We start from the raw sequence: 17,897 nt of genomic DNA on the forward strand, positions 1-17,897 counted from the left end.
GGGGAGCGCTACGCGGGAGGCATTGCGCTCCCCAGCCGGCGAGGTGACTAGTTGACGACGTCGTCCACGGAGGGCGACTCGGACCTCGACAGGTTGATGCCGAGGTTCGCGGCCGCGCGCTCCAGGTCCTCGTCGTCGCCGTCGCGCATCTCGATCGCGGCACCGTCCGAAGACAGGACCTCGACGTTGAGGCAGAGCGACTGCAGCTCCTTGAGCAGCACCTTGAAGGACTCCGGGATACCGGGTTCCGGGATGTTCTCGCCCTTGACGATGGCCTCGTAGACCTTCACGCGGCCGAGCACGTCGTCGGACTTGATGGTGAGCAGCTCCTGCAGGGTGTATGCGGCGCCGTACGCCTGCATCGCCCAGCACTCCATCTCACCGAAGCGCTGACCACCGAACTGCGCCTTACCACCCAGCGGCTGCTGCGTGATCATCGAGTACGGGCCGGTCGAACGCGCGTGGATCTTGTCGTCCACCAGGTGCAGCAGCTTCAGGATGTACATGTAGCCGACCGACACGGGGAACGGGTACGGCTCGCCGGAGCGACCGTCGAAGAGCTGCGCCTTGCCGTTCTCCTTGACCATCCGCTCGCCGTCGCGGTTCGGGATCGTCGAGCCGAGCAGGCCCGTGATCTCCTCTTCCTTGGCGCCGTCGAAGACGGGGGTCGCGGTCTTGGTGCCGGGCTCGACGTCGTACAGCTCCTCCGGCAGGTTCTTCGCCCAGTCCGGGTCGCCGTTGACGCTCCAGCCCTGCTTGGCGATCCACCCGAGGTGGGTCTCCAGCACCTGGCCGATGTTCATACGACGCGGCACACCGTGGGTGTTCAGGATGATGTCGACCGGCGTGCCGTCCTCGAGGAACGGCATGTCCTCCGCGGGGAGGATCTTGCCGATGACGCCCTTGTTGCCGTGGCGGCCGGCGAGCTTGTCACCGTCCTGGATCTTGCGCTTCTGGGCCACGTAGACGCGGACGAGCTCGTTGACGCCCGGAGGCAGCTCGTCGTCGTCCTCACGGCTGAAGACGCGGATGCCGATGACCTTGCCGTACTCGCCGTGCGGCACCTTGAGCGAGGTGTCGCGGACCTCGCGCGCCTTCTCACCGAAGATCGCGCGGAGCAGGCGCTCCTCCGGCGTCAGCTCGGTCTCGCCCTTGGGCGTGACCTTGCCGACGAGGATGTCGCCCGGCTGCACCTCGGCACCGATGCGGATGATGCCGCGCTCGTCGAGGTCGGCCAGGACCTCCTCGGAGACGTTCGGGATGTCCCGGGTGATCTCCTCGGCGCCGAGCTTCGTGTCGCGGGCGTCGATCTCGTGCTCCTCGATGTGGATCGAGGTGAGAACGTCGTCCTGCACGAGGCGCTGCGACAGGATGATCGCGTCCTCGTAGTTGTGGCCTTCCCACGGCATGATCGCCACGAGCAGGTTCTTGCCGAGCGCCATCTCACCGTTCTCGGTGCACGGCCCGTCGGCCAGGACCTGGCCCTCCTGCACCCGGTCGCCCTCGTTCACGATGGGCTTCTGGTTGATGCAGGTGCCCTGGTTCGAGCGGCGGAACTTGTGCAGCGCGTAGGTGTTGCGCGCACCGTCGTCGGCCATGACGGTGATGTAGTCGGCGGAGACCTCCTCGACGACACCCGTCTTCTTCGCGACGACGACGTCACCGGCGTCGACCGCGGCGCGCAGCTCCATGCCGGTGCCGACGAGCGGCGACTCGGAGCGGAGCAGCGGCACGGCCTGGCGCTGCATGTTCGCACCCATCAGGGCGCGGTTCGCGTCGTCGTGCTCGAGGAACGGGATCATGGCCGTCGCGGCCGACACCATCTGGCGCGGCGAGACGTCCATGTAGTCGACGTCGGTCGGGTCGATGAACTCGACCTCGCCGCCCTTCTTGCGGACCAGGACGCGGTCGTCGGTGAAGTTGCCCTCGTCGTCGGTCGGCGAGTTCGCCTGCGCCTTGACGAAGCGGTCTTCCTCGTCCGCGGTCAGGTAGTCGATCTGGTCGGTGACCCGGCCGTCGGTGACCTTGCGGTACGGCGTCTCGATGAAGCCGAACGGGTTGACCCGCGCGTAGCTCGAGAGCGAACCGATCAGACCGATGTTCGGGCCTTCCGGCGTCTCGATCGGGCACATGCGGCCGTAGTGCGACGGGTGGACGTCGCGGACCTCCATGCCGGCGCGCTCACGGGACAGACCACCGGGACCCAGCGCCGACAGGCGGCGCTTGTGGGTCAGACCCGCGAGCGGGTTGGTCTGGTCCATGAACTGCGAGAGCTGCGAGGTGCCGAAGAACTCCTTGATCGCCGCCACGACGGGACGGATGTTGATCAGGGTCTGCGGCGTGATGGCCTCGACGTCCTGCGTGGTCATGCGCTCGCGGACGACGCGCTCCATGCGGGACAGACCGACGCGGATCTGGTTCTGGATCAGCTCGCCCACGGTGCGCAGACGGCGGTTGCCGAAGTGGTCGATGTCGTCGACCTCGACGGGCACGTCGCCACCGGCGGCGGCGTCCATGATCGTCTCACCGGCGTGCAGGCGGACGAGGTACTCGATCGTCGTGACGATGTCGTCCTCGGTCAGGACACCCGTGTTGATATCGGTGTCCAGGCCCAGCTTCTTGTTGACCTTGTAGCGGCCAACCTTCGCCAGGTCGTAGCGCTTGTCCTTGAAGAACAGGTTCTCCAGCAGGGCCTGCGCCGACTCCTTCGTGGGCGGCTCGCCCGGACGCAGCTTGCGGTAGATGTCGAGCAACGCCTCGTCGGTACCCGCGGTGTGGTCCTTCTCGAGCGTGGTCAGCAACGTCTCGCTGAACGCGAACCGCTCGCGGATCTGCTCCGTGCTCCAGCCCAGAGCCTTCAACAGCACCGTCACCGGCTGGCGACGCTTCCGGTCGATGCGGACACCGACGGTGTCGCGCTTGTCGACGTCGAACTCCAGCCAAGCACCCCGGGACGGGATGATCTTGACGCTGAAGACGTCCTTGTCGGTCGTCTTGTCGACCGCGGTGTCGTAGTACACACCGGGCGAACGCACGAGCTGAGAGACCACCACGCGCTCGGTGCCGTTGATGATGAACGTGCCCTTGTTCGTCATCATCGGGAAGTCACCCATGAACACCGTCTGGCTCTTGATCTCGCCAGTGGTGTGGTTGGTGAACTCCGCCGTGACGAACAGAGGTGCCGCGTACGTCATGTCCTTGTCCTTGCACTCTTCGGTCGAGGCCTTGACCTCGTCGAAGCGCGGGTCGGAGAAGGACAGTGACATGGAGCCGGAGAAGTCCTCGATCGGCGAGATCTCGTTGAGGACCTCTTCGAGGCCGCCCGTCGGGGTCTCGTCACCGGCGTCGACGCGGCGCTGGAACCACGCCTCATCGCCGGTGAGCCACTCAAAGGACTGGATCTGCAGGTCAAGCAGGTTGGGCGTCGACAGCGGTTCGTGAATCTTCGCGAACGAGACCCGCTTCGGCGCTCCGGGGATCCCCGACGTGGAGTTGGTCGCAGCAGTGGCCTTGGTCGCGCGAGAGATCGCCAAGATGCGTCCTTCCAGGGACAGGTAGCTGGCTAGAGCGAACTAGCACGGCTGTCAAGGGTGCGGCGATGCCCGCATAATCCACGCTCTCGGCGAAGGGCAAGCGGAAAATGGGCAGCGCAAAGGGGCAGTCTAGCCACGCGCACGGCGACTGTCGAGAGGCACCTGGAAGGACCCTCCTCTTGCTCACCGACAGAGTGACCCTGCATGAGCGTGCAGTCAAGATGTTGCGAACCGATCCACCCTCTGGATGGAGCGCCGTTTGCTTCTTTTCACCCATTCAACCTGCACAAACACGTGTGCGGCCGTGTTGGTGGGAAGTTGGCGGCTTCAAGTGGGGTTGCAGAGCGCCACGAGAATCGGTGTGACTGAGATCACGCGTGTCGGGGCTGGCGGAGGGGGTCTCATCGGTGCTTCTGGGGCTGGTGGGACGTCCTCACAGCGGTAGTTGATCTTAGGGGACGGGTGGGTGGTACCCGCCACCGGCCTGGGCCAAACGACCGGGGTCTGCGGGGTGGTGGGGTGTCAGGGCTGCCGGGGACCGGCGGGTGGCGGGGCCGGCGTACTGCGAGCGCGTGAGAAGCGCCGGGGCCGAGGCTCGGCGGGGGTGCCGCGAGGCCCGCACCGCGGTGGGTGAGGCGTCGGGACGGCAAGCGCGAGGTGCCGCGGTGCTGCGAGGCGGGGGCGTCAGATGGGTGCGCGAGGTGCCGCGGCGGGCCGAGGAGCGCAGCGGCAGGCGGGGGTGCGCGCAAGGTGCGGCGGCGGGCCGAAGAGCTCGGCGGCAGGTGGGGTGCCCGTCCCTGAGCGGGCGGGCCGAGGAGCGCTGGGCATGGACGGTGCGCCCGAGGTGCGGCGGCGGGCCGAGGAGCCGGCAGGTGGGGTGCGCCCTGAGTGGGCGAGCGGGCCGAGCGGCGCTCGACACGGGTGGCGTGCGCCCCAACAAGCGGCCGGGCCGAGCAGCGCTGCACGTGGGTGGGGTGGGCGGCCGGGGTCCGCGGAGGCGGGTGCGGGCCGCGGGTGCCGGACCGGCCACCAGCCCTGGAGGTGGCCGGTCCGCGTTCCCGGAACCGGCCCGTCAGCAGCCCTGGAGCTGCTGGTTCTGCTCCGCCGTCGCGCCGAACATCTCCATGTTGTCGATCTTCCAGCGGCCGCCGTCGTCGATCGTGCTCACGCGGAGCATGGCGGTGCCGCCGCCCGACTGGTTGTCGGTGGTGCGGGTGGTGACCTGGTCGGCGAAGACCAGGACGGTGGCGCGGTCGCCCTTGAGGGACGACACGGCCGAGGAGACCACTCGGACGGTCACGACGAGCTTCTGCTGCGGCGCGACCTCCTTCACCGGGCCGAAGACGGCGTTGTACTGGCACAGGGCCTTGCCGGTGAGGAGTTCCCTCGCGGCCTTCTCGGTGGCCTCGACGTCGGCGAAGTTGTACGAGAACGACTTCTCGACGGCCTCGCGGACCTGGCCGTTCACCTCCGAGGTGGTGGCCGAGTCGACCAGGGCGGCGTCGTAGGACACCGAACGCGACTTCACCAGGAAGAACGTGCCCAGGCCGCCGAGCAGGACCGCCACCAGCAGCAGGGCGGCCGGGAGCAGCCAGCCGGGCCTCGCGGCCGGGGAGGACGGCTCGGCACCGGACTTCTCCCCCGCGGGCTCCTCCTCGACGACCTCGACGACCTCGGCGGGCTTCTCGTCAGCGGCGGCGGGAGCGGCCTTCTTCGCGGGCTTCGCGGTGGTGGACGGCTTCCAGTCGTCCGGCTCCGGCGCCTTGAGGTCCGGCTCGACGTCCGCCTTCTCGTCCGCGACGACGTCCTCGACCACCGGCTCGGCCACGACCTCGGGCTCGACGGCCGGTGCGGCGACAGGCTCGACGGCGGGGCCGGCGGGCGTGCGGCGGTTCAGGCCGGCCACCTTCGGGCGGCCTCCTGCCGGTGGCGTGGGGATGGGGCGGCGGCGGGGTGGAGGCACGTGCACTCGTTCCAATCAGCTCTGGCCGAATCAGACGCCTGACCGCAACGGGCCGAGCTGCGAGAGCTTCCAGCCGTCCTCGGTGCGGGTGAGCTTGGTCAGGTACCGGTTGATCTTGGTGACCTTCTGGCCGCCGTCGGGGACCACGGTGCTCTCGACCACGGCGATCATGGACGCGCTGCCGGCGCGGTCGTCGAGCTCGGTGATGGCCGCGTCGAGGACCTTGGAGGTCGTCACGGACTTGGCGTCGACCAGCTGCTTCTTGCGCGAGTCCTTGTCCCTGTCGATCTCGGCGCGCAGCTCGCCGGTGGACGAGTTGAGCCAGCGCTGCAGGTCCTCGTCGACCTTCTTGTAGTCGAGCGTCAGGAAGTTCGCGACGCCGACCTGGCCGGAGCGCAGGGCGTCGTCGCGCACCGAGGCGAACGACGACTCCGACGAGTTCGACGCCGAGTACCAGGCCACGCCCGCGTAGGCGGCGTAGCCGAACGTCAGCACCGCCAGCACCGCGGCGACCACCGTGAAGATCCGCACTACTTCTTCCCCTCCGCGGGCAGCCCCAGCAGCTGGCCCAGCGACGTCAGCAACGGCACCTCCGGCACCGCGGCCTGGCCGGTCGGTTCCCGACCCGGCTGGGTCGTCGCGTTGCCGACCGGCGTCGTCGGCGTCCCACCGTACGGCGCGTTCTGCGAGCCTCGCACCGACGTCGCCGACCCGCGCGCGAGGGCGCAGTACGCCTGCGTGTTCAGCGGCGCCGCCGACGTGTCCGCGCCGGTCCGGATGGTCGTGCCCTCGTAGCCAACGGTGCACGGCAGCGGGTCGAACACGTTCAGGGCCAGCCCGAAGTGCGCCTTGCCGTCCCCCGGCGCCACGGTGAAGCCTCCCGCCACGGCGATGGGGTACGTCACCGCGATCTGCTCCAAACCGTCGCGCCTGGTCACGAGGATGTTCGAGGTCGTCAGCAGGTTCGCGAAGACCACGCCGAGGTTCGGCCCGCTCTCCTTCAGCAGCGCCGACACCTGCTCGGACGCCGGCGGCACCGCCACGATCAGCCGCCGCAGGTCGCCGTCGGAGGCCTTGAGCTGCTCGGCGAGCAGCCGCAGGTCACCGCTGAACGACCGGATCGCCCCGCCCGAGGCGGCCTGCGTGGCCAGCACGATCCGCCCGTCCTGGAGCAGCTGCGTCGTCTGCGGCAGGTGTTCGCGAGCCGCCGCCGTGAACGCCGCGGTGTTGTCGATCAGCACCTGCAGGTCGCCACCGGTGCCGCTGAACGCCGTGTGCAGCTCGTCCACCACGGTCCGCAGGGAGTCCGTCGGCACCGAGGAGGCGAACGAGTCCAGGTTGGACAGCAGTCCGTCGACGGGCGGCGGCGTGCGGGTCGAGGACCGCGGGATGACCGACCCGGCCTCCAGGTACGGGCCGTCGTCGCTCTTCGGCCGCAGGTCCACGTACTGCTCACCCACGGCCGAGCGGTTGGCCACCACGGCCTCCAGAGCGGAGGGCACGCGCGGCGCGTCCGCGTCCAGCTCCAGGTCGACCTCGATGCCGTCCGACGTCAGCCGCAGCTGCCCGACCCGTCCGATCGTCACGCCGCGATAGGTCACCTCGGCGTTGGAGAAGATGCCGCCGGAATCGGCGAGTTGCATCGTCACGACCGTCGACGACGACTTGAACAGACCGATGTAGGTCGCACTCACGTACGACACGCCCAGCAACGCGACCAGCACGAACGCGCCGATCTTGAGCTTCGTCGACCGCAGGATCACTTGCGACCACCTCCCAGCAGCCCGCCGAGCAGGTCGCCCAGCCCGGACCCGGTGCCCTGCCCGAGGTTCGGCAGCGGGATGTTCGGCAACGGGATGTTGGGCAGGGGCAGCGGCGTCCCCTGCGACGGGATCAGCGAGTCGACCGGCGACTGCCGCGACCGCCCGAGGTTGTCGAGCACGGTGCCGAGGTTCAGGTCGAGGTCCATGAACGCGTTGGTGTAGTCGCCCTTGATCCCGTCGAGCGCCTCGTCCGGGAACGGGTAGGTCAGCAGCAGCTCGAGCGACTTCGGCAGGTTCTGGCCCGACTGGGCGAGCTTCGTCAGCGTCGGCTGCAACGCCTTCAGCGACGCCACGATGTCGTCACGGCTCTTGTTCACCGTGTCAGTCGCGACGTCCGAGAGCTTGTCCAGCGACTGGAGCAGCGTCACGAGCTGCGTCCGCTGCTCGGCCAGCACCTTCAGGCCGGGCTCCAGGTCCGTCAGCGCGACCGCGATCTTCTCGCGCTGCTGCGCCAGCGTTCCGGAGAGCCGGTTGAGGGAGTCGAGCGCGCGGACGATCTCCGCCTTGTGCTTGTCGAGCTCCCCGACGAACGTGTTGAGGTTGCCCAGCAACGAGCGGATCTCCTGCTCGTTGCCCGCCATCGCCGCGTTGAGCTCCTTGGTGATGTTCTGCAGCTGCGCGACACCACCACCGTTGAGCAGCATCGACAACGCCCCGAAGACCTCTTCGACCTCGGGGTTGCGGTTGGTCTTGTCCAGCGGGATCACGGCGTTGTCCGCCAGCGTGCCCGAGGCGTCCTTGGGCTTGCCCAGCTCCACGAACTTCTCGCCGAGCAACGCGGACTGGCGCAGCTTCGCGAACGCGTTGGCGGGCAGCCGCACGTCGCCGTTGACCAGCATGGTCACCTCGGCGGTCCAGCCGTCGGGGCCGAGATCGATCTTCTCGACCCGTCCGACCGGCACGTCGTTGACCTTCACGCCGGCCTGCGGCACCAGGTCGAGAACGTCCTTGAACTGCGCCTTCACCGTGTACGGGTGGTCGCCGACGTCGGCGCCGCCGGGCAGCGGCATGTTGTAGACGCCGTCGAACCCGCCCGAGCCGCAGCCCGACACGAGCACCACCGCGGAGAGAACCAGAGCCAGCTTCCTCACTGCGGCACCCCCGCGAGCGGCAGGGGCAGCGGCAGCTTGCCCGCGTTCAGGTCGCCCAGCACCTCGGCCGGCGTCTTCAGCGGCAGCGCGCCCGTCAGCAACGGCTCCAGCTGCCGGCACGTGTCCGCCAGAATCGGCGGCACGTTGTTCGGCGTCGCCTGCTGGACGAGCTTGCAGACCAGCACGATCGGCGGCTGGTTCAGCTCGTTGATGTCCGCGCGGACGTCGAGCGTGCCGGACGCCGCGTTGTAGGAGTTCTGCAGGTTGCCCAGCGCCAACGGCGCCACGTCCAGCGTCTCCGCCAGCGCGGCCCGCTGGTTCACCAGCACCTGCGTGATCGAGGCGAGCTTGTCCACGTTGGACTTGAGCACCTCGCGGTTGTCCTTGATGAACCCCTGGACCTGTCCGAGCGCGGTCGCGAGCTCGCTCAACGCCGCGCCCAGGTCCCCGCGTTCGTCGGCGAGCATCTTCGACACGTCCGCGAGCTGCTTGTTGAAGTCGCGCACCTGGCTGTCGTTCGCGGCCAGCATGGCCGTGAACTTCTGCAGGTTGTCGACGGTCGCGAAGAGGTCCTCCTTGGACCCCGACAGCGTCCGGGTGGCCTGGCCGAGGTTCTTCAGCGTGTCGTTGAGCGCCTGGCCGTTGCCTTCGAGGTTGCGGGCCGCGGAGTTCAGCAGGTCCGCCAACGCCCCGTCGGCGTTCGCGCCGTTGGGGCCCAACGCGGTCGTGAGCTTGTCGAGCGACGAGTACAGCTCGTCCAACTCCACCGGCGTCGCGGTGCGCTCGCGCGGGATCACGGCGTTGTCGGCCAGCGTCGGACCGCCGGTGTAGGCGGGCGCGAGCTGCACGTACCGGTCGGAGACCACGCTCGGCGAGACCACGACGGCCTGCGCGTTCTCCGGCACCCGCACGTCGCGGTCGAGCGTGAACACGACCTTCACGGTCTTGCCCTCGGGCGTGACCTCGTCGATCGTGCCGACCTTCACGCCGAGCACCCGCACGTCACCGCCGGGGTAGACGCCGACGGCGGCCGCGAAGTGCGCGGTGACCCTGCGCCCGTTCATCCCGGCGAAGACCCACCACAGCGCGGCCGTCACGACCAGCGCGAGCACGCACGCGATCGCGATGAACCGGCCGACCTTGCTCTGTGCCACTTCCGTCATCGCTGCACCCCCGGAGGCAGGCAGCCTTCCTCGTTGAACCCGACGACGCCGAGGTTCACCGCGGGCGGCAGCAGACCGCAGATGTAGGTGTCGAACCAGCGCCCGTTGCCCAGGGTGTTCGCGAAGACGCGGTAGAACGGCGCCATCAGCGCGAGGCTGCGGTCGAGGTTCTCCTGGTTGCGCTCGAGGATCGTGGTGACCCTGCCGAGCTGTTCCAACGCGGGCTTGAGCTGGCTCTGGTTGTCGTTGACCAGCCCGCTGAGCTCACGGGAGAGGTTCCGCGTGCCGGTCAGCAGCGCGCTGATGGCCTCGCGGCGCTTGCGCAGCTCGCCGAGCAGCAGGTTGCCGTCCGACAGCAGCTTCTCGAACTCGGCGTTGCGGTCGGCCAGCGTCTTGGTCAGCTGCCGGGTGTTGTCGAGCAGCTTCGCCAGCTGCTCGTCGCGCGAGGAGATCGTCTTCGACAGCGCGGACAGGCCGTCCAGCGCTCCCCTGACGTGCTCGGGCGAGTTCTTGAAGGTGTCGGACAGGACCGTGAAGCTGTCCGCGAGCTGCTTGGTGTCGATCTGCCCGACGGTCGTCGCGAGCCCGTTGAACGCCTCGTTCACGTCGTACGGCGCGAGCGTGCGTTCCTTCGGGATCGGGTCGCCGGGCGAGAGCGGCTGGGTGCCCTGCGGGTCCAGCGCCACGAACTTCTGGCCCAGCAACGTCTTGATGCGGATCATCGCGGTCGTCCGGTCGCCCACCCAGGCGTCCTTGACCTTGAAGGTGACCCGCACCCGGTCGCCGTTGAGCTTGACCTTGGTGACCTTGCCGACCTTCACGCCGGCGACGCGGACCTCGTTGCCCGGCACCAGTCCCGCGGCCTCGCTGAAGTCCGCGGCGTAGCTCGTGCCGCCGCCGACGATCGGCAGGTCGTCGGAGTAGAACGCGGCCAGCAACAGCAGGGCGATCAACGTCAGGCTGATCGCGCCGGTCCTGATCGGGTTGGCGGTCCTCATCGGCGGCACCTCTGCTGTGTCACCGGCAACGCCGTGATCGGAATCGGATTGGTGATCAGCGGCGGGACCGCGACCTGGCCGGTGCCCTCGCACAGGTAGAAGTTGAACCACGAGCCGTAGGTCGCGGTCCGCGTGATCGTCTCCAGCTTGTTCGGCAGGCGCTGCAACATGCCGTCGACCACCGCCTCGCTGTCGCCCAGGGTCTTCGAGACGATGCCGAGCTGCGCGATGTCGTTGCGCAACGGCTCGCGCCCCTGTTCCAGCAGGCCGGAGGTGGCCTGCGTCAGGTCGCCGAGCGCGGTGATCGCGTCCCCGATCGGCTGGCGGTCCTGCGCGAGCCCGGACACCAGCGTCTGCAACGTGATCACGAGGTTGTTGAAGTCCTCGTCGCGCGAGTTGACGGTCTCCAGCGCGGTGTTGAGGTTGTCGACGACCTCGCCGATCACCTTGTCCTTGCTGGCCAGCGTGCTGGTCAGCGAGGCCGTGCGCTGCAGCAGGCTGTCGATCGTGCCGCCTTCTCCCTGCAGCACCTGGATGATCTCGAACGACAGTTTGTTCACGTCGTCGGGCGACAGGGCCTGGAAGAGCGGCTTGAAGCCGTTGAACAGCACGGTGAGGTCGAGTGCGGCCTTCGTGCGCTCCAACGGGATCGTGCCGCCCTCGGGCAGCACGGCCGCGGTGTCACCAGTACCGGACTCCAGCGCGATGTACCGCTGCCCCACCAGGTTCCGGTACTTGATGGTCGCGGTGACGGCCTCCGGCAGCTTGCGGTCGCCGTCGATCGAGAACGACACCTCGGCGGTCTTGCGGTCGACGACCTCGATCTCGTCGACCTGCCCGACGCGGACACCGGCGATGCGGATGTCGTCGCCCTCGTTGAGCGCGGTGACGTCGGTGAACCGGGCCTTGTAGTCGGTGGCACTGGCCAGGTTCACGTTGGCGATGGTGACCGCGAGCAGCGACGTGGCGAGGATCGTCACCACGGCGAACGCGATCAGCTTGAGCAGCGGGGAGAGCAGGCCCTTCACTCGACCGTCACCTCCGTTCCGCGGACGAGCGGACCGAGCAGCAGGCTCGACCAGCCGGGCATGTCCTGCGGGTCGACGCCGACGCGCGGGCCGAAGAGCGCGGCGATCAAGCGGGCCTCCTCCGGGGAGTTGGCGAGCCTCAGCACGTCCGCGGACTGCGGGACGGTCGCGCCGGGAGGGATCAGGCCGTCACTCGCGTTGCGGGCGGGCGGCGGCGAGCTGGACCCGTCCTTCACCGGCCCCTCCGGCGGGTACTGCGGGAACGGGTCCGGCCGCGGGACCAGGTCGTAGCAGCGGGGGCCGCGCTTGTCGGCGTACTCGGGCTCGTCGAGGTTCGGCTTGTACTTGCCGCGGTTCTGCGTGATCTCCAGCGTGATGTGCAGGCCGGGCTTGTCGGTGCCGGCGCCGAACGCCTTGCTGATGACCGGTTCGAACTCCGCGAGGCCCTTGAGCAGGCACGGGTACTCGGGCGCGTACTTCGCGAGCAGCTCGAGGGTCGGCCTGCCGGTGTCGGCGAGCGCGATGATGTTGTTCTTGTTGACCGTGACGAAGCTGGTGAGGTCCTGCGACGTCGTGGTCAGCGACCCGTAGAGCGCGAGCAGGTTGTCGCGCTGCTCGACGACGGTCTTGGTGGTCGTGGTCATGTCGTTGAGCGCCTGCAGCAGGTCCGGCGCCGCGTCCGCGTAGACGTTGGAGACGTCCGCGAGCCTGGAGATGTTCTCCTTCAACGCGGGCAGCTGCGGGTTGAGCTCACCGAGGTAGGAGTCGAGCGACACCAGCGTCTCGCCGAGCGGCTTGCCCCGTCCGTCGAGCGCCTGCGACAGCGCCGTCAACGTGGTGGCGAGCTTCTCCGGCTGGATCGCCTGCAGCACCGGCATCAGGTTGTCCAGCACGCGTTCGAGCTCGATCGCGCTGCTGGTGCGGTCCTGCTCGATGACCGCGCCCTCGCTGATCGCGGCCTGCTTCTGCTGCGGCAGAACGAGGTTCACGTACCGCTCGCCGAACAACGTCTTGGGCAGCAGGCGCGCGCTGACGTTGGACGGGATCTGGCCGACCTTGTCCGGCTCCAGCGCCAGCTCCAGCTCGGCGCCGTCACCGCTGGTGCGCACGGCCTTCACCGAACCGACGATCAGCCCGCGCACCTTGACGTCGCTCGCGGTCTGCAGCTGGTTGCCGATGTGGTCGGTCCTGAGCGTGACCTTCACGTACTCGCTGAAGGCGTCCTTGTAGAGCGCCACCGTGAGCGACAGGAACATGGCGATCGCCAGGAGGAAGGCGATGCCCAGCACGCGTTTCCTCATCCGGCGATCCTCACGGTCGTAGTGGCACCCCAGATCGCGAGGCTCAGGAAGAAGTCGAGCAGCGCCGTCGTGACGATCGCGGTCCGCACCGCACGCCCGACCGCGACACCGACGCCGGCGGGACCGCCGGACGCGCGGTAGCCGTAGTAGCAGTGGGTCATGATGATCACGACCGCGAAGACCAGCACCTTGCCGAACGACCAGAGCACGTCGACCGGCGGCAGGAACAGGTTGAAGTAGTGGTCGTACGTGCCCGCCGACTGCCCGTAGAACTCGACGGTGATCGTTCTAGCCGCGAGGTAACTGGTCAGCAGGCCGATCACGTAGAGCGGGATGATCGCGACGAAGCCGGCGATGATCCGCGTGGTGACGAGGAACGGCAGGCTGGGGATGCCCATGACCTCCAGCGCGTCGATCTCCTCGGAGATCCGCATCGCACCGAGCTGCGCTGTGAAGCCACTGCCGACCGTGGCACTCAGTGCGAGTCCCGCGACCAACGGCGCGATCTCACGGGTGTTGAAGTACGCGCTGACGAACCCGGCGAACGCGCTGGTGCCGATCTGGTTGAGGGCCGTGAAGCCCTGCAGACCGACCACCGTGCCGGTGAACACGGAGAGCCCGACCATCACGCCGATCGTGCCGCCGATGACCGCGAGCGCACCGCTGCCGAAGCTGACCTCGGCCAGCAGCCGCAGCGTCTCCTTGGAGTACCGCTTGAGCGCGCGGGGCGTCCAGGCCAGTGCCTTGATGTAGAACGACAGCTGGTCGCCGAACCCGTCGAGGGTGGAGAGCACCTTGTTCGCCATCGTCAGCTCCCCTTCGCGGGCACGACCTGCAGGTAGATCGTGGTGAGGACGAAGTTGACGAAGAACAGCAGCAGGAACGTGATGACCACGGCCTGGTTCACCGCGTCGCCCACGCCCTTGGGCCCACCGGCGGGGTTGAGGCCGCGGTAGGCGGCCACGATGCCCGCGATGAACCCGAAGATCAGGGCCTTGATCTCACTGATCCACAGGTCGGGCAGCTGGGCCAGCGCGCTGAAGCTCGCGAGGTAGGCGCCCGGCGTGCCGTCCTGCATGACCACGTTGAAGAAGTAGCCGCCCATCACGCCGACGACGCTCACCATGCCGTTGAGCAGCACGGACACGAGCATCGCCGCCAGCACCCGCGGCACCACCAGCCGGTGGATGGGGCTGACGCCGAGCACTTCCATCGCGTCGATCTCTTCACGGATCTTGCGCGAGCCGAGGTCCGCGCAGATCGCGCTGCCACCCGCTCCGGCGATCAGCAGCGCCGTCACGATCGGACTGGCCTGCTGGATGATCGCGAGCACGCTGGCCGCGCCCGTGAAGGACTGCGCACCGATCTGCCGCGTGAGAGAGCCCAGCTGGAGTGCGATGACCGCGCCGAACGGAATGCTGACGAGGGCCGTCGGCAACACCGTGACGCTGACGATGAACCAGCTCTGCTGGATGAACTCCCGGAACTGGAACGGCCGCCGGAACGTCGTCCGCACGACGTCGATCCCGAGCTGGCAGAGCTTCCCGGTCTCCCGCAGCGCACCGGCACCGGGGAACGACGTCTGCGTGGTCACAGCACACCACCCCGCCGGGGCCACGGGCTGGGCGTCGGCGCCACCGCGGGCACCCCGGCGTGCACGCCGTACCGCACCTGCTCCTCGGCGGTGAGGCTCTCGATGATCCCCTGCTGGGCCTCGTGCGGCAGCTGGTGGATGATCGACATGACCCGGTCCTTGCGCCGGCGCACGGCGTCCCGGTAAGGCAGCCCGGGCGTCGGCTCCAGCTGCGGCACGATCCCGCGGACGTCACCCTCGGGCGACCCGTCGGAGTGGCCGGCGTCGGCGTGCGCCTGCTCGGCCGCCATCGTGGCCGTGTCCTTCTCCTCGGACATGCCGATGGGCCCGAGCCGCCGCCCGTTCAGGAACTGCTCGACCACGGGCTCGTCACTCGTGAGGAGGACTTCCCTCGGCCCGAACATGATCAGCTCGCGCCGGAACAGCATGCCGAGGTTGTCCGGCACGGTCCGCGCGATGTTGATGTTGTGCGTGACGATCAGGATGGTCGCGTCGATCTGGGCGTTCAGGTCGATCAGCAACTGGCTCAGGTAGGCGGTCCTGACCGGGTCCAGCCCGGAGTCCGGCTCGTCGCACAGGATGATCTCGGGATCGAGCACGAGCGCCCGCGCCAGCCCGGCCCGCTTGCGCATGCCGCCGGAGATCTCACCGGGCAGCTTCTTCTCGGCCCCGACGAGACCGACCATCTCCATCTTCTCGAGGACGATCCGCCGGACCTCGGCCTCCGTCTTGCGGGTGTGCTCCCGCAGCGGGAAGGCGATGTTGTCGTAGAGGTTCATCGACCCGAACAACGCGCCGTCCTGGAACAGCACGCCGAACATCTTCCGGATCTCGTAGAGCTTGTGCTCGGAGCACCGCACCAGATCCGTGCCGTTGATGACGATCTTGCCCTGCTCGGGCTTGAGCAACCCGACCAAGGACTTCAGGAACACGCTCTTGCCCGTACCCGACGGCCCGAGCATCACGCTGACCTCACCCGGCGGCAACGTGAGCGAGACGTCCTGCCAGATGGTCTGCTTGCCGAAGGACTTGGTCAGGCCCTCGACGACCACCTCGACACCCATCCACCGCACCTCCGCACACGCCCGACGACGCCGCAGCGATCGGCGTCACACCTGGGCAACGAGTTCGTTCGCGGGAGGTTACTCACCAGTTGGGCTAATGGCGGTTGCTTTCAGATAACAGCACGCTGTGTGACCTCGCAAAACGGTCACCACGGCCTGGTTCGTCGCCTGATGACAGGAACTTTCGAAACTGATGTGACTCCGAACACAGGCGGCGGCGACCGCAGTCGCCCTCCCATCACAAACACGCAGAGCCCGGCGCGCGGTGCCAACCGGCAGGCGACCCGACCCCAGAAACGCGACCACCCGCCAAACGCAAAACGGGCGTGCACCACAAGGTGCACGCCCGTTCAGGCACTGCAAGGCAGAACGCCAGCCCCCGAGGGGGCGAGTCTCACTTGAGCGAGATCTTGGCGCCGGCAGCCTCGAGCTTCTCCTTGGCGGCCTCGGCAACGTCCTTGGCGACGTTCTCGAGGAGCGGCTTCGGAGCGGACTCGACGAGCTCCTTGGCCTCCTTCAGGCCCAGGCCCGAGACGACCTCGCGGACGACCTTGATGACCTGGATCTTCTTGTCGCCGGCGCCCTCGAGAACGACGGTGAACTCGTCCTTCTCCTCCTCGGCGGCGGCAGCGGGGCCGGCCGGGCCCGCGGCGGCAACGGCGACGGGCGCCGCGGCGGTGACCTCGAAGGTCTCCTCGAACTGCTTCACGAACTCGGACAGCTCCAGGAGGGTCATCTCCTTGAAAGCGTCGAGCAGCTCTTCGGTGCTGAGCTTCGCCATGATCGGCGGTCCTTTCTAATCTCCCGCGCGAAAGCGCCGGGCGTGTCTTCGGGTGATCAGCTTTCGGCGGGAGCGTCGGCCTCGGCGGCGGGAGCCGCGGCGGCCTTCTTCTCCTGCAGGGCAGCAGCCAGGCGAGCGACCTGGGAAGCCGGGGCGTTGAACAGACCCGCGGCCTTGGCCAGGTTGCCCTTCATCGCGCCCGCGAGCTTCGCGAGCAGCACCTCACGGCTGTCGAGGTCCGCGATAGCGGTGACCTCGTCGACCGAGAGCGGGCGGCCATCCATGTAGCCGCCCTTGATGACCAGGGCCTTGTTGTCCTTCGCGAAGTCGCGGATCGCCTTGGCGGCGTCGACGGGCTCGCCCTCGACGAACGCGATGGCGGTCGGACCGGAAAGAAGGGCCTCGAGGCCCTCCACACCGGCGTCCGCGGCGGCCAGCTTGACCAGCGTGTTCTTCGCGACGGTGTACTTGGTGCCCGCGCCGAGAGCGCGACGCAGCGTGGTGAGCTGCGCCATGGAGAGGCCACGGTACTCGGTGACAACCGCTGCCGAGCTGCTGCGGAACTGGTCCGCGAGCTCAGCGACCGCCGTAACCTTCGTGGGCTTCGCCATGATCGCCTCCTCTCTGGGCTGGGTTAGACCGCCGATCAGAGAAGGCTCCGAAACAACAGAAACGCCCACGCGCACAAGCAGCACGGGGCGTCACAAGAAGCTGGGCCTCGTCCTCCCTGCGCGGGCCGCCCGTGTTGCAACGGGGCCTTCGTTCTCCTCGCGGAGAAAACCTGCGGTCTTCGGTAGAACCAGGCAAGAGAGTACGCGAGTCGTATCCGCAGCTCCAAATCGGCATGATGTGACCTGTGACCGACGAGCCCGGCAAGGACCTCGCGCCCCGCCAGCCGCAGCCGCCGCAGCCGCCCGCGCCGCAGATGGATCCGGAGCAGCTGCGGCAGTTCCAGGAGTTCCAGCGGTTCCAGGAGTACCAGCGCTACCAGGAGGCGACGGGCCAGGCCCCCAAGCCGCCCGGTGGCAAGCGCTGGTGGCTGGTCGTGCTCGGCAGCGGCCTGTTCTGGCGCGCGTTGTTCTTCCTCCTCGTCGTCTTCAGCGCGGTGTGGGCCTACAACCACTTCTTCGGCGTCGACGACCCCGGCGACGTCGCGCAGGACAGCGGCGGTGTCACCGGACCGGCCCAGGGCCTCTCCGCACCGGCCGGCCTGCAGGGCACGGTCGGCATGTTCTACAAGCACGTCTCGTTCGCCGACACCACCCGCGCCTGCACGCTCTTCCTGCGCGACGACACCCGCCAGAAGTTCGCGAACGCTTATGGCGCAAGCGATTGCGCCGCCGCCGTCACGCAGCTGAAGACCCAGGTGACCAGCGTCGACCGGTACCAGCAGGTCATGTTCCCGCCGGACATGCTCAAGACCCCGACGTCCACGAAGGTCACCATCGACTCGTGCGCGCTGACCGTCGAGGGCGGCCCGCGCCTCGGCACGTTCGTCGTCGAGAAGATCAACGCCGGTTGGGTGATCACCGACTGGAGCCCCAGCACCTGTGGTTGA

15 protein-coding genes are annotated in these 17,897 nt (G+C 68.3%); 1 reads left to right on the plus strand and 14 read right to left on the minus strand.

Going from position 1 to position 17,897, the window contains the following annotated elements:
- Nucleotides 1–47 precede the first annotated feature (47 nt).
- The 14 genes from rpoB to rplJ all read right to left on the minus strand — a co-directional run bounded on the left by rpoB (nt 48) and on the right by rplJ (nt 16,950).
- A complete protein-coding gene (gene rpoB / locus BMY74_RS13920; RefSeq protein WP_089915355.1) occupies nt 48–3,533 on the minus strand; it encodes a DNA-directed RNA polymerase subunit beta in 3,486 nt (1,161 codons plus the stop codon).
- 1,072 nt (nt 3,534–4,605) lie between these two features.
- Nucleotides 4,606–5,439, minus strand: a complete 834-nt coding sequence (locus tag BMY74_RS13925; protein ID WP_089915358.1) for a hypothetical protein — start codon at nt 5,437–5,439, stop codon at nt 4,606–4,608.
- An 87-nt stretch (nt 5,440–5,526) separates the two neighbouring features.
- Nucleotides 5,527–6,027, minus strand: a complete 501-nt coding sequence (locus tag BMY74_RS13930) for a hypothetical protein (protein ID WP_089915360.1) — start codon at nt 6,025–6,027, stop codon at nt 5,527–5,529.
- A complete protein-coding gene (locus BMY74_RS13935) occupies nt 6,027–7,259 on the minus strand; it encodes an MCE family protein (RefSeq protein ID WP_089915363.1) in 1,233 nt (410 codons plus the stop codon). The genes BMY74_RS13930 and BMY74_RS13935 overlap by 1 nt, the downstream gene beginning before the upstream one ends.
- Nucleotides 7,256–8,410, minus strand: coding sequence for an MCE family protein (locus BMY74_RS13940; protein WP_089915367.1), 1,155 nt, complete (start codon nt 8,408–8,410; stop codon nt 7,256–7,258). The genes BMY74_RS13935 and BMY74_RS13940 overlap by 4 nt, the downstream gene beginning before the upstream one ends.
- On the minus strand, nt 8,407–9,573 hold the full coding sequence (locus tag BMY74_RS13945; protein WP_089915370.1) for an MCE family protein: 1,167 nt from the start codon (nt 9,571–9,573) through the stop codon (nt 8,407–8,409). Before BMY74_RS13945 ends, BMY74_RS13940 begins: the two co-directional genes overlap by 4 nt.
- A complete protein-coding gene (locus BMY74_RS13950) occupies nt 9,570–10,571 on the minus strand; it encodes an MCE family protein (protein WP_089915767.1) in 1,002 nt (333 codons plus the stop codon). The genes BMY74_RS13945 and BMY74_RS13950 overlap by 4 nt, the downstream gene beginning before the upstream one ends.
- Nucleotides 10,568–11,599 carry an MCE family protein gene (locus BMY74_RS13955; protein WP_089915373.1) on the minus strand — a complete coding sequence of 344 codons (1,032 nt, stop codon included), beginning with the start codon at nt 11,597–11,599 and terminating at the stop codon, nt 10,568–10,570. Before BMY74_RS13955 ends, BMY74_RS13950 begins: the two co-directional genes overlap by 4 nt.
- The gene (locus BMY74_RS13960; RefSeq protein ID WP_089915377.1) at nt 11,596–12,900 is read right to left on the minus strand and encodes an MCE family protein; all 1,305 of its coding nucleotides are present in this window, start codon (nt 12,898–12,900) and stop codon (nt 11,596–11,598) included. Before BMY74_RS13960 ends, BMY74_RS13955 begins: the two co-directional genes overlap by 4 nt.
- Entirely contained in the window at nt 12,897–13,706 is an 810-nt protein-coding gene (locus BMY74_RS13965) for an MlaE family ABC transporter permease (protein ID WP_089915380.1), read from the minus strand. The genes BMY74_RS13960 and BMY74_RS13965 overlap by 4 nt, the downstream gene beginning before the upstream one ends.
- Before the next feature lie 2 nt (nt 13,707–13,708).
- Nucleotides 13,709–14,494 (minus strand): MlaE family ABC transporter permease, encoded by a 786-nt coding sequence (locus BMY74_RS13970; protein ID WP_089915383.1) that lies wholly within the window; start codon nt 14,492–14,494, stop codon nt 13,709–13,711.
- A complete protein-coding gene (locus BMY74_RS13975; protein WP_089915386.1) occupies nt 14,491–15,558 on the minus strand; it encodes an ABC transporter ATP-binding protein in 1,068 nt (355 codons plus the stop codon). The genes BMY74_RS13970 and BMY74_RS13975 overlap by 4 nt, the downstream gene beginning before the upstream one ends.
- 394 nt (nt 15,559–15,952) lie before the next feature.
- Nucleotides 15,953–16,339, minus strand: coding sequence for a 50S ribosomal protein L7/L12 (gene rplL, locus BMY74_RS13980; RefSeq protein ID WP_089915389.1), 387 nt, complete (start codon nt 16,337–16,339; stop codon nt 15,953–15,955).
- A gap of 56 nt (nt 16,340–16,395) precedes the next feature.
- Complete coding sequence (gene rplJ, locus BMY74_RS13985; protein ID WP_089915392.1) at nt 16,396–16,950, minus strand: 50S ribosomal protein L10; 555 nt, start codon at nt 16,948–16,950, stop codon at nt 16,396–16,398.
- Nucleotides 16,951–17,195: 245 nt separating this feature from the next.
- Here rplJ and BMY74_RS13990 point away from each other — a divergent pair, with 245 nt between their 5' ends.
- Nucleotides 17,196–17,897 carry a hypothetical protein gene (locus BMY74_RS13990; RefSeq protein ID WP_089915395.1) on the plus strand — a complete coding sequence of 234 codons (702 nt, stop codon included), beginning with the start codon at nt 17,196–17,198 and terminating at the stop codon, nt 17,895–17,897.

The sequence above is a fragment of the Lentzea albida genome (assembly GCF_900111005.1).
Classification (GTDB): domain Bacteria; phylum Actinomycetota; class Actinomycetes; order Mycobacteriales; family Pseudonocardiaceae; genus Lentzea; species Lentzea albida.

Bases quoted from the DNA above. Each gene is read 5' to 3' on its own strand.
- BMY74_RS13945 (WP_089915370.1), bottom strand. From the start codon at position 9,573: ATGACGGAAGTGGCACAGAGCAAGGTCGGCCGGTTCATCGCGATCGCG.
- BMY74_RS13950 (WP_089915767.1), bottom strand. From the start codon at position 10,571: ATGAGGACCGCCAACCCGATCAGGACCGGCGCGATCAGCCTGACGTTG.
- BMY74_RS13960 (WP_089915377.1), bottom strand. From the start codon at position 12,900: ATGAGGAAACGCGTGCTGGGCATCGCCTTCCTCCTGGCGATCGCCATG.
- BMY74_RS13965 (WP_089915380.1), bottom strand. From the start codon at position 13,706: ATGGCGAACAAGGTGCTCTCCACCCTCGACGGGTTCGGCGACCAGCTG.
- BMY74_RS13975 (WP_089915386.1), bottom strand. From the start codon at position 15,558: ATGGGTGTCGAGGTGGTCGTCGAGGGCCTGACCAAGTCCTTCGGCAAG.
- rplL (WP_089915389.1), bottom strand. From the start codon at position 16,339: ATGGCGAAGCTCAGCACCGAAGAGCTGCTCGACGCTTTCAAGGAGATG.
- rplJ (WP_089915392.1), bottom strand. From the start codon at position 16,950: ATGGCGAAGCCCACGAAGGTTACGGCGGTCGCTGAGCTCGCGGACCAG.